Origin of the sequence: [Clostridium] symbiosum (assembly GCA_036419695.1) — a bacterium.
GTDB lineage: Bacteria > Bacillota > Clostridia > Lachnospirales > Lachnospiraceae > Otoolea > Otoolea symbiosa_A.
Window position 1 is genome coordinate 2,494,298 of record CP143946.1, and the last position, 14,892, is coordinate 2,509,189.

General features: G+C 52.9%; 13 protein-coding genes and 3 pseudogenes. 15 read left to right on the forward strand and 1 reads right to left on the reverse strand.

Annotation, left to right across the window (positions count from 1 at the left end; all coding sequences use genetic code 11):
- Positions 1–62: 62 nt before the first annotated feature.
- The 10 genes and pseudogenes from V3C10_11520 to V3C10_11565 all read left to right on the forward strand — a co-directional run bounded on the left by V3C10_11520 (position 63) and on the right by V3C10_11565 (position 9,399).
- Complete coding sequence (locus V3C10_11520; protein WVP64406.1) at positions 63–281, forward strand: small, acid-soluble spore protein, alpha/beta type; 219 nt, start codon at positions 63–65, stop codon at positions 279–281.
- A gap of 57 nt (positions 282–338) precedes the next feature.
- Entirely contained in the window at positions 339–1,505 is a 1,167-nt protein-coding gene (cbiD, locus tag V3C10_11525; protein WVP64407.1) for a cobalt-precorrin-5B (C(1))-methyltransferase CbiD, read from the forward strand.
- A gap of 94 nt (positions 1,506–1,599) precedes the next feature.
- A complete protein-coding gene (gene cobI, locus V3C10_11530) occupies positions 1,600–2,286 on the forward strand; it encodes a precorrin-2 C(20)-methyltransferase (GenBank protein ID WVP64408.1) in 687 nt (228 codons plus the stop codon).
- A 35-nt stretch (positions 2,287–2,321) separates the two neighbouring features.
- Positions 2,322–3,116 carry a precorrin-4 C(11)-methyltransferase gene (gene cobM / locus V3C10_11535; GenBank protein ID WVP64409.1) on the forward strand — a complete coding sequence of 265 codons (795 nt, stop codon included), beginning with the start codon at positions 2,322–2,324 and terminating at the stop codon, positions 3,114–3,116.
- On the forward strand, positions 3,097–4,143 hold the full coding sequence (locus V3C10_11540; protein ID WVP64410.1) for a cobalamin biosynthesis protein: 1,047 nt from the start codon (positions 3,097–3,099) through the stop codon (positions 4,141–4,143). The genes cobM and V3C10_11540 overlap by 20 nt, the downstream gene beginning before the upstream one ends.
- 158 nt (positions 4,144–4,301) lie before the next feature.
- Positions 4,302–5,048 (forward strand): precorrin-3B C(17)-methyltransferase, encoded by a 747-nt coding sequence (cobJ, locus tag V3C10_11545; GenBank protein WVP64610.1) that lies wholly within the window; start codon positions 4,302–4,304, stop codon positions 5,046–5,048.
- A complete protein-coding gene (gene cobK, locus V3C10_11550; protein WVP64411.1) occupies positions 5,041–6,525 on the forward strand; it encodes a precorrin-6A reductase in 1,485 nt (494 codons plus the stop codon). Before cobJ ends, cobK begins: the two co-directional genes overlap by 8 nt.
- A gap of 32 nt (positions 6,526–6,557) precedes the next feature.
- Positions 6,558–7,166: a precorrin-6Y C5,15-methyltransferase (decarboxylating) subunit CbiT gene (gene cbiT, locus V3C10_11555; GenBank protein WVP64412.1), complete on the forward strand. Its 609-nt coding sequence runs from the start codon at positions 6,558–6,560 to the stop codon at positions 7,164–7,166.
- The gene (locus tag V3C10_11560) at positions 7,163–8,593 is read left to right on the forward strand and encodes a cobyrinate a,c-diamide synthase (GenBank protein ID WVP64413.1); all 1,431 of its coding nucleotides are present in this window, start codon (positions 7,163–7,165) and stop codon (positions 8,591–8,593) included. Before cbiT ends, V3C10_11560 begins: the two co-directional genes overlap by 4 nt.
- Before the next feature lie 29 nt (positions 8,594–8,622).
- Positions 8,623–9,399: pseudogene (locus V3C10_11565) on the forward strand (tRNA-dihydrouridine synthase family protein).
- Between the two features lie 83 nt (positions 9,400–9,482).
- On the opposite strand, the pseudogene V3C10_11570 reads toward V3C10_11565, so the two are convergent.
- Positions 9,483–9,923, reverse strand: a pseudogene (locus tag V3C10_11570) (DUF6783 domain-containing protein).
- Between V3C10_11570 and V3C10_11575 the strand changes: the two are divergent.
- The 5 genes and pseudogenes from V3C10_11575 (at position 9,840) to V3C10_11595 (ending at position 14,833) form a co-directional block, all read left to right on the forward strand.
- Positions 9,840–10,025: pseudogene (locus V3C10_11575) on the forward strand (DUF6783 domain-containing protein). The pseudogenes V3C10_11570 and V3C10_11575 sit on opposite strands and share 84 nt — an antisense overlap.
- Before the next feature lie 685 nt (positions 10,026–10,710).
- Positions 10,711–11,628 (forward strand): ABC transporter permease, encoded by a 918-nt coding sequence (locus tag V3C10_11580; GenBank protein WVP64414.1) that lies wholly within the window; start codon positions 10,711–10,713, stop codon positions 11,626–11,628.
- Positions 11,629–11,642: 14 nt separating this feature from the next.
- Positions 11,643–12,794, forward strand: a complete 1,152-nt coding sequence (locus tag V3C10_11585) for an ABC transporter permease (protein ID WVP64415.1) — start codon at positions 11,643–11,645, stop codon at positions 12,792–12,794.
- A gap of 62 nt (positions 12,795–12,856) precedes the next feature.
- The gene (locus V3C10_11590) at positions 12,857–13,864 is read left to right on the forward strand and encodes an ABC transporter ATP-binding protein (GenBank protein WVP64416.1); all 1,008 of its coding nucleotides are present in this window, start codon (positions 12,857–12,859) and stop codon (positions 13,862–13,864) included.
- Positions 13,865–13,873: 9 nt separating this feature from the next.
- Positions 13,874–14,833 (forward strand): oligopeptide/dipeptide ABC transporter ATP-binding protein, encoded by a 960-nt coding sequence (locus V3C10_11595; protein WVP64417.1) that lies wholly within the window; start codon positions 13,874–13,876, stop codon positions 14,831–14,833.
- Positions 14,834–14,892: the final 59 nt, after the last annotated feature.

Below are 14,892 nucleotides of genomic sequence, written 5' to 3' on the forward strand. Positions count from 1 at the left end.
GTATATGCAGGAAGACGCAGGGCATACTCTAAGTACATTTTGGAAAGGAGTGTGCTTTTTTTATGGGCAGTGAAACGAAAAAGAAAGATAAGTTCGACCCGGCGGATCTGAAGCCGGAGGATATGATGAAGTTTGAAATTGCAACGGAACTGGGCCTTGCAGACAAGGTAATGAACGGAGGCTGGAGGAGCCTGACGGCCAAGGAAAGCGGACGGATCGGCGGTCTTATCACCAAACGGAAGCGCGAAATGAAAAAGGAAGTATTGAAAGATAACACCTGATCCAATATAATGGATATCGAAATCAATTTTCGATTCAGATTTGGAAAGGCCGTATGGATGATGGAAGAGAAAGAACTTAGGAGCGGTTATACAACCGGAACATGCGCGGCGGCGGCGGCCTGGGCTGCTGTCCGTCTTCTCTGCTCCGGGTTCAGGGAGACTACGGTGGAGGTGTTAACTCCCGGAGGGCAGACTCTTGCAATACCGGTCGCCGGTTCCAACCTTTTGGAAGGAAAGTGGGCGATATGCTCGGTAAAGAAGGACGCGGGCGATGATCCCGATGTGACGAACGGCGCTTTTGTCTATGCGCGGGTAAGTTTTGCCGGGAAAAGACCTACGGAAAGGCCCTGTTACGGCTCGGACATGCATCCGGGACTGTATCTGACGGGAGGAGAAGGCGTGGGGACGGTGACCAGAAAGGGGCTGTCGTGCCCGGTTGGATACCATGCCATCAATCCGGTGCCGCGCACGATGATATTCGAGGCGGCCGACGGGGCAAGGCGGTTGTCGGGACAGCCGGACGGCGGGCTTCTCATTGAGATTTCCATCCCGGAGGGAACGGAACTGGCTGCAAAGACATTTAACCCGAATCTGGGTATTACCGGGGGGATTTCCGTTCTTGGAACGACGGGAATCGTTAACCCGATGAGCGAGGCGGCGCTGATAGAAACGATACGCCTGGATATCAGGGTCAGGGCGGCCGGGGGAAGAAAAATCCTGGCGGTGGCTCCGGGGAATTACGGGGAGCGCTTTGTAAGGGAAGAACTGGGGCTCGATCTGTCTTCCTTTGTCAAATGCAGCAATTTTATCGGTGATACCTTCAGGATGATGGAGGAAGAAAAGATAGAAAGGGTACTTCTGGCGGGGCATCTCGGCAAGATGATTAAGGTGGCGGGAGGCGTTATGAACACCCATTCCAAATATGGAGACAGAAGAATGGAAATTCTGGCAGGCTGCGCAGCGGAAGCCGGAATGCCGGAAGAGAGCGCCAAACGTCTTTACGGAATGAATACGACGGATGAGGCGGCAGATTATCTGAAAGAGGAAAAATGGCTGGGACCGGTGATGGAGACTGTGGCCGGACGGGTGAAAGAGAACCTTAAGAGCCGGTACCGCGTGGACACGGAGGTCGTCCTGTTCAACGGGACAATCGGAATCCTTGCGATGACGGCAGGGGCAAAGGAATTTGCGTCGGCGCTTGGAACCAGGAAAATAGATGAATAATTATAACGAATTATGAATAAAACCGGCGGTTCTTTTAAATGAAAATTTCATTCAGGGGCCGTACACGGAAATACATAGTAAAGGCGGACAAAAGATGACTGGAACATGGTACGCGGTGGGAGTAGGCCCCGGAGATCCGGAGCTTATGACGATTAAAGCGGTAAAAAGACTGAAGGAGTGTGACACGCTAGCCATCCCTCATAAGGACAGGGACCAGTGTGTGGCATATAAAATAGCGGTACAGGCGGTTCCGGAGCTGGCAGAGAAGAAGTGCATCTGTCTTCCGATGCCGATGACAAAGGACAGGGCCTTATTGGAAGAAAGCCACAGCGAGGCGGTAAGAAGGACGGAGGACTGCCTCAGGCAGGGGGAGAATGTGGCGTTTATTACGCTGGGAGACACCACGGTCTATTCTACCTGCCTATATATTAAGGAAAGACTGGACGAGAAACAGTATGCCACAGAGCTGATCAACGGGATTCCCTCTTTCTGTGCGGCGGCGGCCCGAATGGGCATTCCCCTGGTGAACGGGAAGGAGGAGCTTCATATTATTCCTGCATCCTATCAGATTGAGGATGCACTGGAGCAGCCGGGCGTAAAGGTGCTGATGAAGTCGGGAAAGAAACTTTCCGAGGTAAAGAGCCTCCTTGAAAGACGGAGCCGCGACGTCAAAATGGTGGAAAACTGCGGGATGGAGAATGAGAAGATTTACGGCAGTATAAAAGAGATTCCCGATGAGGCGGGATACTACTCCCTGCTGATCGTGAGGGACGGGAACTAAAATAACACAGAAGAATATAGTTCGGAGGAAAACAGATGGTACATTTTGTGGGAGCTGGTTCCGGGGCGGCCGACCTCATTACGGTGAGGGGGGCAAGACTCCTGGGAGAGGCGGATCAGATAATCTACGCGGGCTCACTTGTAAACCCGGAGCTTCTTGAGTACAGAAAAGAGGGCTGCACTGTTTTTGACAGCGCCAGGATGACGCTTGAGGATGTGATCGCCAGAATCAAAGAAGCGGAAGACGGCGGCAGGACGACGGTCCGGCTCCACACGGGTGATTCCAGCATTTATGGGGCGATCCGGGAACAGATGGACCGGCTGGATGAGCTGGGAATTACATATGAGGTCTGCCCGGGAGTCAGTTCCTTCTGCGGGGCGGCGGCATCCATGAATCTGGAATACACGCTTCCGGGAGTGTCACAGAGTCTTATTATCACCAGGATGGCGGGCAGGACGCCCGTGCCGGAGCGCGAGAGCATTGCCTCCTTTGCCGCGCACGGGGCGACGATGGCGGTATTCCTGAGCACGGGTCTTCTGGGGCCTCTGTCCGAGGAACTGGTACGCGGCGGATACTGCAGGGAAACACCGGCGGCCATTGTCTATAAGGCCACCTGGCCGGATGAGAAAAAGGTGTGCTGTACCGTTGGGACGCTTCAGGAGACGGCGGCCAGGGAGCAGATTACGAAGACGGCCCTGATCCTGGTGGGCGACGTCATTGCCCACAGCTCCTACGAGCGGTCTAAACTTTACGATCCCGTTTTTACCACGGAATTCAGGAAAGGCGTGCCGGCCGAAGGAGGAGAGCGGAATGAGGATTGCAATCATTAGCTTCACCAGCCAGGGCGGCGTCACCGGTGAAAGACTTGATAACGGCTTTAAAAACCTGGGGCATGAGTCCCGGGCTTTTTCGGTGCACGGACTTGGAATGTCCCTGGGCGAGTTTGTGAAAACGGCTTTTGCCGAAGAGGACGGACTCGTTTTCATCGGGGCGGCGGGAATTGCGGTACGCTCCATTGCTCCTTTTTTAAAAGGAAAAGACAAGGATCCGGCCGTGGTTGTGGTGGACGAGCTGGGACGGTTTGTCGTTTCCCTTTTGTCGGGCCATCTGGGAGGCGCCAATGAACTGGCCTCAGAGGCGGCACAAGTGTTGGGAGCGCAGCCGGTCATTACAACGGCGACGGATCTGCATCACGCGTTTGCCGTGGATCTCTTTGCAAAAAAGAACGGACTGGCAATCGATGATCTGAAAGAGGCGAAGGAGATATCCGCCGCCGTCCTGAGGGGAGAGCCGGTGGGCTTTTTCAGTGATTTTCCGGTGGAGGGAGAGATACCTGAGCCGCTTGATAAAGGGGTACGGCACCGGAGGAATATTTACATTACATGCAGCAGAGCCGCCCTTCCTTTCGAAGATGGGGATAGGACGCACGTCTGCGGCCTTCTGCGCCTGATTCCGAGGGCTGCCGTCCTGGGAATGGGCTGCCGCCGAAGTATACCGGAGGAGGCCGCAAAAAATGCGGCTGAGGAGCTTCTGAGGACCTGCGGAATCGACAGGCGGGCGCTCGGCATGCTTGCCAGCATTGACCTGAAACGCGATGAGAAAGCTCTTATCGCGCTGGCCGCGGACTGGGGCCTTGCATGGAAGGTCTTTACATCCGAAGAGCTGGGCGCGGTAGAGGGCAGTTTATCGGAATCGGAGTTTGTAAAAAGTGTGACGGGAGTTGGCAATGTATGTGAGCGGGCGGCCCTCGCAGGCGCCGCGGTCGGCGGCGGGAAGGCGCGCCTGGCGGCGGGAAAAAGCATATTTTCTTCCGTGACGGCTGCGGCTGCAGTGAGAGAAATTACGGTAAATTTCTGATGGGTTGGGTATCCGGATGCAATGGTGTTCGGGTGCAATGGTGTTCGGGTGCGATGGAGTCCGGATGCAATGGTATCTGGATGCAGTGTATTTGGCTGCGGTAATATCCGGATATGCCGTTACTTAAATGGAATGTGATAGAAGGGAAGAAAAACAGGATGCAGGAAAATAATAAAGGGAAATTATACGTCGTAGGGATTGGACCGGGAGCCTACGGGCAGATGACGATAAGAGCGGAGCAGGTGCTGAACGAGTGCAGCGTAATTGCCGGTTATACCGTTTACATCGATTTGATAAAAGAGCATTTTCCGGATAAAGAGCTTCTCACAACGCCGATGCGCCGTGAAAAAGAAAGATGCATGATGGCTCTTGAATCGGCTGCCGGGGGAAAGGTGACTGCGATGATTTGCAGCGGCGACAGCGGCGTCTACGGGATGGCCGGGCTGATTCTTGAACTGGCGCCGGAATATCCGGGTGTGGAAATCGAGATTATCCCGGGGGTGACGGCGGCCCTGAGCGGAGGGGCCATTCTCGGCGCGCCTTTGGGACACGACTTTGCCGTTATCAGCCTGAGTGATCTTCTCACTCCGATGGAAACGATTAAGAGGCGGCTGAAGGCCGCGGCAGAGGGGGATTTTAATATCTGCCTTTACAATCCTGCCAGCAGGAAACGTTCCGGCTATCTGAAACAGGCCTGTGAAATCCTGCTCCGTTATAAAGACGAAAAAACGGTCTGCGGCCTGGTCAAAAATATCGGCCGTGAGGGCGAATCAATGGAAGTGATGACGCTGGGGGAATTGAAGGACACCGCAGCCGATATGTTCACAACGGTTTTTATCGGCAACAGGATGACAAGGGACATCGGGGGAAGAATGGTTACGCCAAGAGGTTATAAAGATGTGTAAGGTAATGATATTCGGAGGAACCACCGAGGGGAGGCTCCTGGCGGAATACTGCGGTAAAAACAGGATACCGGCTTACGTGAGCGTGGTATCTGAATACGGAAGAGAACTGCTCGGGGAGAACCGTTACATAAGGCCGGTGACGGGGGCCATGGATGCAGAACAGATGCGAAACTGGCTGACGGAGAAAAAAATTGAGCTCGTCATCGACGCGACCCACCCTTATGCGAGGAATGCAACGGAAAATATTAAAGAGGCATGCCGGAGGACAAAGACGGGATATCTGCGCTGCGCAAGAAGCACGGAAAACGGCCATGAAACTGTGGGAAATATCACATTTCAGACTCCGGCGGAGGCCGCGGCGTGGCTGGAAAAGAGCGAGGGAAACATCTTTGTCACAACCGGCAGCAATGAACTTGAGGTGTTTGCCGGGTCCGGCAGGCTGCGGGAGCGTATCTATGCCAGGGTGCTTCCGTCCTCTGCCGTCGTACGCAAATGCGAAGAGCTGGGGATTTCGGGAAAACACCTGATCTGTATGCAGGGGCCTTTTTCAAAAGAACTCAATGCGGCCATGCTGCGCCAGGCCAATGCCGCTTTTCTTGTCACCAAGGAGACGGGAAAGGCCGGAGGGTTTGACGAGAAGCTGGAAGCGGCGGAGGAGTGCGGAGTAAGGGCTGTAATCATCGGCCATCCGGAAGAGAAGGGCGAGACAATGGAACGTCTGTTTGAAACGCTTTCACGGTTTTCCGTCAAAGAAACACCGCAGGGGAGACGAAAGGTGATTCTGGCCGGAATCGGGCCCGGCGCCGTCTCGCTGATGACGGAGGAGGTTAAGGAAGCGGTAAAAAACAGTGATTTACTGTTGGGAGCCCCGCGCATGCTGGAAACGGCAAAAGAGCTTTTGAAGCGGGAAAATCCCTTCGGCAGGATGCCGGAGGCCAGGGCCGCATATCTGGATCGTGATGTGGCGGAGGCGCTCCGCTCCAATGACGGATGGCAGCAGGCGGTCATCCTGTATTCCGGGGACAGCGGATTTTACAGCGGGACTAAAAAGTTGGCGGAAAATCTCCCGGGAGGGGCGTATGAGTTCTGCATACTTCCCGGAATTTCCTCCATCAGCTATTTTGCTTCCAGGCTCATGACCTCCTGGGACGACGCCCTGCTCGAAACGGCGCACGGCCGGGAGTTTGACGCTGCTGCTGCGCTGCGTGAGGGAAAGAGGAAGATTTTTCTCCTTACGGGCGGAAAAAACAGCGTGGGAGAGCTTTGCCGCAGCCTCGCAGACAGCGGTTTCGGCCATGTGGGAGTCACGGTCGGAGAAAAACTGTCTTATCCGGATGAGCGTATTACCAGTGGAACGGCAATCAATCTGAGCGGGAAGGAGTTTGATCCGCTGAGTATTGTACTGATAGAGGCCGACGGCAGGATGCAGGACACTGCAATCACGCAGAAAGCTGACCGACAGGGGAAGAAAAAATGAGAGATGACTGGTTTATCAGAGGAAAAGTACCTATGACAAAAAGCGAGGTCCGGGCGGTGTCCCTGTCTAAGCTTGAATTGAACCGCGATTCCGTGCTCTGGGATATTGGGGCGGGAACCGGCTCTGTCTCGGTTGAGGCGCTGCTCTGCCATCCGGTGAAGGCGGTCTGCGCTTTTGAAAAGAACGCTGAGGCTGTTGAACTGATTAGGAGAAACAGAGAGAAGGCGGGCGTTGGAAATTTAACGATCGTCGAGGGCGATGCACTGGAACAGATATCCCTGGCCGTAACAGGAGGCCGGGACAGCGTCATAAAAGACGAATCTGTGCGGAAGGTGACCCATGCGTTTATCGGCGGCACTTCGGGGGAAATGGGCGAGATTATCGATCTGCTGATTTCACTCAATTCCCAAATCAGGGTGGTAATCAACGTGATTGCCCTGGAAACCCTCTCCTTCGTTTTGGAGTGCCTGAGAACGCGGGGGATTGAAGCGGATATCGTTACAATCCAGGTTTCCCGTGCGGCCCGCGCTGGCCGGTATCATCTGATGCAGGGGCAGAACCCGGTCTATATCATTTCCTTCGGCGGGAAAGAGCCGTTTACTGGGGAAAGTGGGGAAGAGAACGGGGAGAACGGAGTATGATGATGGGAAGAGAAGAAAATAAAAATCCGGTTCCGGGGATTCTTTTTGCCGCCCCGAAAAGCGGAAGCGGGAAGACCCTGATAACCTGCGGCTTCCTGCAGGCATTAATTAAGAGAGGACTCCACCCGTGCTCGTTCAAATGCGGGCCGGATTATATCGATCCGATGTTCCACCGCCACGTTCTCCGGATACCGGGGGCCAATCTGGACAGCTTCTTTCTGGATGAAGAGGAGGTGGAAAAAAGCTTTAAGCGGACGTTTTTAAAGAACGGGGCCGATATCGCGGTCATAGAGGGCGTGATGGGATACTATGACGGCGTCGGCGGGACTCATACCCAGGCCAGCGCCTATGATATCTCCAGGATTACCAGGACGCCCGTCATCCTGATCCTGGACGGCAAGGGGGCATCCCTGTCTCTGGCTGCCACGGTAAAAGGGTTTGCCGGATTCAGGCCGGACAGCCGGATTGAGGGCGTGATACTGAACCGGACTTCCCCGGCCGTTGCCGAAAGGCTTGCAAAACAGATCGAGGCGGAGACGGGGATACCGGTGGTGGGGAGCCTTCCCGAAGCGCCGGAATACAGCTTTGAAAGCCGCCACCTGGGCCTTTTTCTGCCCGGGGAGATTGATTCGCTCTGCAGGCGTCTTGAATATCTGGCGGAGCAGATGGAAAAGACAGTGGATATTGATCGAATTCTCTCGATTGCAGGAGCCGGAACGGTGAATCGGGCAGAATCAGGAGAGGCGGTTCATGCGGGACTGGCAGAGTTTATCACTGCCGGGGAGAGCACAGGTGGGAAAAACGTGCGGATTGCCGTTGCCCGCGACGAGGCATTCTGTTTCTATTATCAGGAAAATCTCGACCTTCTGGAAGAACAGGGGGCGGAGCTTGTAAACTTTAGCCCCCTTCATGATAAAGAACTGCCCGGGGATGTGGATGGTCTCATTCTGGGAGGCGGTTACCCGGAAAATTACGCAGGGGAGCTCTCTGAGAATACGGAAATGCTCCGTTCCATCAGGGAGGCCTGGCGGCAGGAGATTCCCGTGCTGGCGGAATGCGGAGGATTTTTATATCTGCATGACCGGCTTGAGGGCAGCGACGGAATCGACTACCCAATGGCCGGAATTTATAAAATGCGGGCATTCAGGACCCGGAAACTCGGCCGATTCGGCTATATCAGCCTGACATCGCCGGATGGAGAAAGCCTTAAGGGACACGAATTCCATTACTGGGAGAGCGAGGATCCGGGCGGGGCCTGGCTGGCTGAAAAACCGGCATCGGAACGGAAGTGGCGGTGCATGCATCAGGACGGCGCAAGAATCTGCGGATTTCCTCATCTTTATTACCAGTCTGCGCCATCTTTTACGGAACATTGGCTGGAACAGTGCAAGTCATGGAGCAGGGAACGAAAAAAGAAAAGGATATAAAATAGAATATGAAGTATTATTTTGCCCCCATGGAGGGAATTACAGGATATATATACCGGAGCGCCCATCACCGTATTTTTGGAGGTGTGGATCGGTATTTCACCCCCTTTATCGCGACGACCCAGAACCACAGGCTGAGTTCCAGGGAAAAAAACGATATCTGCCCGGAGCACAATCGGGGAATACCGCTGGTGCCCCAGATACTGACCAACAAAGCGGAGGATTTTATCTGGGCGTCCAGAGAAATCGCCGGGTACGGTTACCGTGAGGTCAACCTGAACCTGGGCTGTCCATCAGGAACCGTGGTTGCGAAAAAGAAAGGTTCCGGATTTCTGTTTTACACGGTGGAGCTCGACCGTTTCCTGGAACAGATTGTGAAAGAGCTTGAACCCGACGGCATCTCGGTGTCGGTAAAGACAAGAATCGGCCTTAACAGCCCCGATGAGTTTGAAGAGCTGATGCAGGTCTACAACCGGTATCCGCTGAAAGAACTGATTATCCACCCGCGGGTGCGGAGTGATTTCTATGCAAACAAGCCAAACCTCAGCGTGTTCAGGGAAGGCGCAAAACAGAGCAGCAATCCGGTCTGCTATAACGGAGACATATTCACACGGGAAGCGTTTTACGAATTCACGGAACAATTCCCCCACGGTCAATACCCCATGATAGAGAGCGTCATGCTGGGCCGCGGAGCCGTCGCAAACCCCGCGCTGTTCCAACAGCTAAAAGCCATGGAAAACCCAGCCGCCTGCACAGCCCCAGACCGGGAAAATCCCGCCCAACCTTCCAAATCGGCCTTAAAGGCATTCCACGATGAAATTTTTAACGGATACCGGGAAACAATGTCGGGTGACCGGAATACACTTTTTAAAATGAAAGAGCTGTGGTTTTACATGGGCGGCCTTTTCGACGGAAAAGAAGAGGGAATCAAAGAAAAACAACTAAAAAAAATAAAAAAGTCCCAGAAATTCCCGGAGTATCTGGCGGCGGTGGAAGCGCTTTTTGAGGAGTGCTGTTTTGAAAATTGAGGACGCTGTTGCAGTAGCTGGGAGGCGGGATGGTGAGGGAGGTTGTGAGTCTTCAGTCCCGGACGGAGGTTTGATCGCGGGCGGGGAATCCGGAAGAAAGAAATCTCCTGCGGGGACCGCTTCTGCTTATGGAGTGCATAACGGTCACTAGAGCGTGTTTGAAAATTCATTCCCGCCATCTGCACGCCCCACTTCGCGGCATATTTTGTCCCGATTCAGTCAGCGTAGCCCACTACGCCTCCTTCATCGGGGCAAAATCTCCCACAAAGTGTGACGCACAGCTGACGGAAAGCAATTTTCAAACACGCTCTAGGGCGCCTGAGAAACACCGCCCAAGTGCCGATGGACTCCAACGTCCCCTTCGGAGATTTTTTCTTCCTCCTCCCCCACCGGGAAGACTATGACCGGGACTGAAGACGCCCAGGATATCGCACACCATCCCGCCTCCGGCCGGCAACCGCTGAATGTCCTGAATGTTCAAGGGGCTTGGAGGTGAGGGCTTTTGGGGAGTAATTTCGCAGCGGAGAATTTTCGGGAATACAAGAAAACTAAAGCATATAAGAAAGTATAGTGGCAGCGACACCCACCTCCACGTATAGAAAAAGAGGAATACCAGCGGCATCCGGATCGTGTGCGGGCCGATCCCTGCCTGGTCTTCAGTCCCGTCGATCCTCTTGGCCGAGGGGAAGGAGGAGGAAAACTTTCCGGAGGGGACCTTGGAATCCGCCGGTGCTTGCTGAGGTTTCTCACGAAGCTAGCATCCGCTGCGCATTCCACAAGCGGAAGCGAGTCCCCGCAGGAATTTTTTCCTCCGTATTCCCCGTTCACGACGATCTCCCCTCGGGACTGAAGACCCTACCATTTACTTTCTCCCCCCGCACACTATCCAAATCCCCCGCGTCCTCATTTTTCAATACACAACTTCACACTGGTAATGCGAGAAACCAATTGACAAAAAGTAACAATAAGGCTTATAATCGACCATAAATAACGGTTTTTGTGTTTGTAGCAGAGACATTTGAACGCCATATGGAGATTTATGGCGGACAGGTGTAAAACCGTAAGAAAAGACTGATGTGAGGGAATGAAATGGTAAAATATTTTATAAAACGTCTTGGAATGATGCTGATTGCGATGTTCCTGATTGTGCTTCTGACTTTCGTCATTATGCACTCCGTGCCTGGCGGGCCGTTTACGAGTGACAGGCAGGTGTCGGAGGAGGTGCTGGCCGCACTGAATGAAAAATATAATCTGGATAAACCGCTGCCGGAGCAGTTCTTTGATTATCTGGGCAATCTGCTCCACGGCGATCTGGGCCCTTCTTATAAGTATCCGGGCAAAGAGGTGGGAGAGTATATCTCGAACGGTTTTCCGGTATCGGCAAAGCTGGGCTGTATTACCATCGTCTTTGTTCTGCTGGCCGCTGTCCCGATGGGAATCCTGGCCGCGGTGAAGAACGGAAGGTGGCAGGATATGGTGATGATGGCGATAGCGACGATAGGCGTCACGATCCCTTCCTTTGTCATTGCATCCGTTCTGATTTACATATTTTCCTTCCGGCTGAATCTGCTCCCCACCTACGGAGTTGATACGTGGAAGGGGTATATTCTCCCTGTAATTGCCCTGGGTGGATATTCCTTAAGCTATATGGCGAGACTGATGCGTTCCAGCCTCCTCGAAGTGATGGGGCAGGACTATATCCGTACTGCAAGGGCAAAAGGGCTTTCCGAGACGAAAGTCATTTTAAAACATGCCATGAGGAATGCGCTGATTCCGGTGATCACCGTGCTGGGACCTACCGTGGCAAACCTGATGACAGGCAGCTTTGTAATCGAGAAGATTTTTGCAATCCCTGGACTCGGAGTTCATTTTGTCAACAGCGTGCAGGTGAGAGATTATACCACAATCATGGGCGTTACGATTTTCTATGCTACGTTTCTGATGGCGATGATTTTTATCGTGGATATTTTCTACTGTCTGATTGACCCAAGAATCAAATTTGAATAAGGACGGGGATAAAAATGGATAATAAATGGGAAATGCTCGAGGCCTCGAATGAGGATCGTGAAAAAATATGGACTAAAAACAGAACATTTGCCGGCGATGTGTGGTTCCGCTTCCGCAGGAAACCAACGGCGATTGCCGGATTTGCCATTATCGTGCTGCTGATTCTTTTTGCGATTGCAGGCCCGATGTTTACAAAATACAGCTATTCGACCCAGAATCTGGAAGTGGTAAATATTCCTCCTTATATGAAGGTGTATGAAGCCCCGGACCAGTCGGGTTACTTCTATATCACACAGTCCCTGAAGGTGCTTCAGGTGGATAAGGACGGCACCCTGGGGACACAGCTTAAAAAGGTCAGGGAAGAGTCCGGCCGGATGATGACGATCTATGATTACAACGGAACGGAGATTGCCCTTTACTATGGACAGAAACCGTATGTAATCGCAAATCCTGAGACAAACACAATTTATCCCACGGCCAAAATATGGAATAAATCTTATGTGCTCGGAACCGACAACCTGGGGAGAGATATCCTGACCAGGCTGATGTACGGCACAAGAGTTTCACTGATGGTGGCCTTCGTGGCCGCGGCCGTCAACATGATCATCGGCATCCTGTTCGGCGGTATCTCGGGATACGCGGGCGGCATGGTGGATACGATCATGATGCGTATCGTGGATATTATCAGTACAATTCCCCTGACGCTCTATGTCATTCTTATCATGGTCCTTCTGGGGCAGGGAATCCAGAGTATCATTATCGCCCTGGGAACCGTATACTGGGTGGATATGGCCAGGGTGGTCCGCGGGCAGGTATTAAGCCTTAAGGAACAGGAATTTATCCTGGCGGCAAAGACCATCGGTTCCTCCACCAAAACAATTTTGTTTGAACACCTGATTCCAAATGCCATGGGTTCCATTCTGGTAACCGTTACAATGCTGATCCCGTCGGCCATTTTCATGGAGGCATTTTTAAGCTATCTGGGTATCGGACTGAAACCGCCCCTGGCCAGCCTTGGAACCATGTGCAACGATGCGACGGAAAACCTTCGTTCCTGTCCGCACCAGCTTTTTATCCCGGCTCTCGTTATCTGTATCATCATGTTTGCCTTTAACTTTGTGGGCGACGGACTGAGGGATGCGCTGGATCCGAAGCTGAAAAAATAGCCGCCGGCATTCACCTGTGAAAAGGCGGAACCTTGTATGCGGCAAAAGTAAGGAGTGAGAACATGGAAACGATATTAAATATAGAGAATTTGAAAACCTCATTTATGACGAGCAACGGTGAGGTGCAGGCGGTCCGTGGAGTCAGTTTCTCCGTTAAAAAGGGGGAAATCCTGGGAATTGTAGGGGAGTCGGGAAGTGGAAAGAGCGTCACGTCCATGTCCATTCTCCGTCTGCTGGCGGATACGGCCAGAATTAAGGACGGCACCATTGTCTTTGAGGGCCGGGATCTGACGAAGCTTTCTAAAAAAGAAATACGGAAAATCAGGGGAGAGAAGATCTCAATGATTTTCCAGGATCCGATGTCCTCGTTAAATCCGCTGATTCCGGTGGGAAAACAGGTATCTGAGATGATCCGGGAACACCATCCGGAAAAGAGCAAAGAAGAATTAATGAAAGAGGTTCTGGAGCTTTTTTCCAGAGTGCGTATCCCTGAACCGGAGAAACGGTATAAATCATTTCCCCATGAATTTTCCGGCGGTATGCGCCAGCGTGTCATGATTGCCATGGCCCTTGCGAATAAACCGGCTCTCCTGATTGCGGATGAACCGACGACGGCTCTCGATGTGACAATCCAGGATCAGATACTGCGCCAGCTCCGGGAACTGGAGAAGGAGTACGGAACCAGCATTATCTTTATCACACATGACCTGGGCGTCGTGGCGGAGCTCTGTGACCGTGTCATTGTCATGTATGGCGGCCTGGTGATGGAGGAGGCGGAGATAGAAGATATCTTTGAACATCCGAGCCACCCCTATACGATGGGGCTTCTGGCTTCCATTCCTGATGTGGAACAGGATAAAGACGTGCGGCTCAGTCCTATTCCCGGCTCACCGCCGGATATGACGAATCCGCCGAAGGGCTGTCCTTTTGCGCCGCGCTGTCCTTATGCGAGAAGAGTGTGTGCAATGGAAATGCCGGAATTTACCCAGGTGGGAGAGGAACATTTTTCCAGATGTTTCCTTCTGTCCCCGGATGCGCCGGCCGATGAAAATAATCCATTTCGCAGATAGGAGAACGCCATGAGTGAGCAGAATATACTGGAGGTCAGAGACCTCACAAAACATTTTAAAGCAGGCGGCAAACAGATGGTTCACGCGGTGGACGGCGTGAACCTGACGCTGAAAAAGGGAAGGACGCTGGGACTGGTCGGAGAATCCGGCTGCGGCAAATCAAGCTGTGCCAGGACGATTATCAGGATGTATGACCCAACCTCGGGAGAGATTTTCCTGGACGGAGAGAACATCACGAAGTTAAGCCAGAAACAGTTAAAACCATATAGAAAAAAGATGCAGATGATTTTCCAGGATCCCTATTCCTCCCTCAATGCCAGGATGACGGTCCGCGACATCATTGCCGAGCCTCTCGTGGCCCACGGCATTGTGAAAAAGAAGGATCAGTCGAATGACCTCGTCTATCCGATGCTGGAACGCGTGGGCCTTACAAAGGAACATGCCAACCGGTACGCCCATGAATTTTCCGGCGGCCAGAGGCAGCGTGTGGGAATTGCAAGAGCGCTGATCCTGCAGCCCGAGCTGGTAATCTGCGATGAGCCGATTTCCGCCCTGGATGTCTCAATCCAGGCGCAGGTTATCAACCTCTTAAAAGATTTCCAGGATGAAAAGGGCGTTTCCTACCTTTTCATTGCCCATGATCTGTCCATGGTGCGTTACGTATCGGACGACGTGGGTGTCATGTACCTGGGGCAGCTGGTGGAGGTCAGCGATGCCGGGGAGATATACAGGAACCCTCTTCACCCGTACACAAAGGGGCTTTTAGGAAGTATTCCCGTGGCGAACCCAAAGCTTGCCAGACAGAAAGAAAAAAGCAGTATTGAGGGAGACATCCCGAGTCCGATTCATCCGCCCTCGGGCTGCCGTTTCCATACGAGATGTCCGTATGCGACAAAGGCCTGCAGCGAGGCGGTACCGCAGATGAAGGATGTGGGAAGCGGGCATATGGTGGCCTGCCACTTATACTGATGCGATTGATGTGACGGCGTCTTAGGAAATAAAGAAAAGCGCGCCTTCAACATAAAAAT

Bases quoted from the DNA above. Each gene is read 5' to 3' on its own strand.
- V3C10_11520 (WVP64406.1), top strand. From the start codon at position 63: ATGGGCAGTGAAACGAAAAAGAAAGATAAGTTCGACCCGGCGGATCTG.
- cbiD (WVP64407.1), top strand. From the start codon at position 339: ATGATGGAAGAGAAAGAACTTAGGAGCGGTTATACAACCGGAACATGC.
- cobI (WVP64408.1), top strand. From the start codon at position 1,600: ATGACTGGAACATGGTACGCGGTGGGAGTAGGCCCCGGAGATCCGGAG.
- cobM (WVP64409.1), top strand. From the start codon at position 2,322: ATGGTACATTTTGTGGGAGCTGGTTCCGGGGCGGCCGACCTCATTACG.
- V3C10_11540 (WVP64410.1), top strand. From the start codon at position 3,097: ATGAGGATTGCAATCATTAGCTTCACCAGCCAGGGCGGCGTCACCGGT.
- cobJ (WVP64610.1), top strand. From the start codon at position 4,302: ATGCAGGAAAATAATAAAGGGAAATTATACGTCGTAGGGATTGGACCG.
- cobK (WVP64411.1), top strand. From the start codon at position 5,041: ATGTGTAAGGTAATGATATTCGGAGGAACCACCGAGGGGAGGCTCCTG.
- cbiT (WVP64412.1), top strand. From the start codon at position 6,558: ATGACAAAAAGCGAGGTCCGGGCGGTGTCCCTGTCTAAGCTTGAATTG.
- V3C10_11560 (WVP64413.1), top strand. From the start codon at position 7,163: ATGATGATGGGAAGAGAAGAAAATAAAAATCCGGTTCCGGGGATTCTT.
- V3C10_11580 (WVP64414.1), top strand. From the start codon at position 10,711: ATGGTAAAATATTTTATAAAACGTCTTGGAATGATGCTGATTGCGATG.
- V3C10_11585 (WVP64415.1), top strand. From the start codon at position 11,643: ATGGATAATAAATGGGAAATGCTCGAGGCCTCGAATGAGGATCGTGAA.
- V3C10_11590 (WVP64416.1), top strand. From the start codon at position 12,857: ATGGAAACGATATTAAATATAGAGAATTTGAAAACCTCATTTATGACG.
- V3C10_11595 (WVP64417.1), top strand. From the start codon at position 13,874: ATGAGTGAGCAGAATATACTGGAGGTCAGAGACCTCACAAAACATTTT.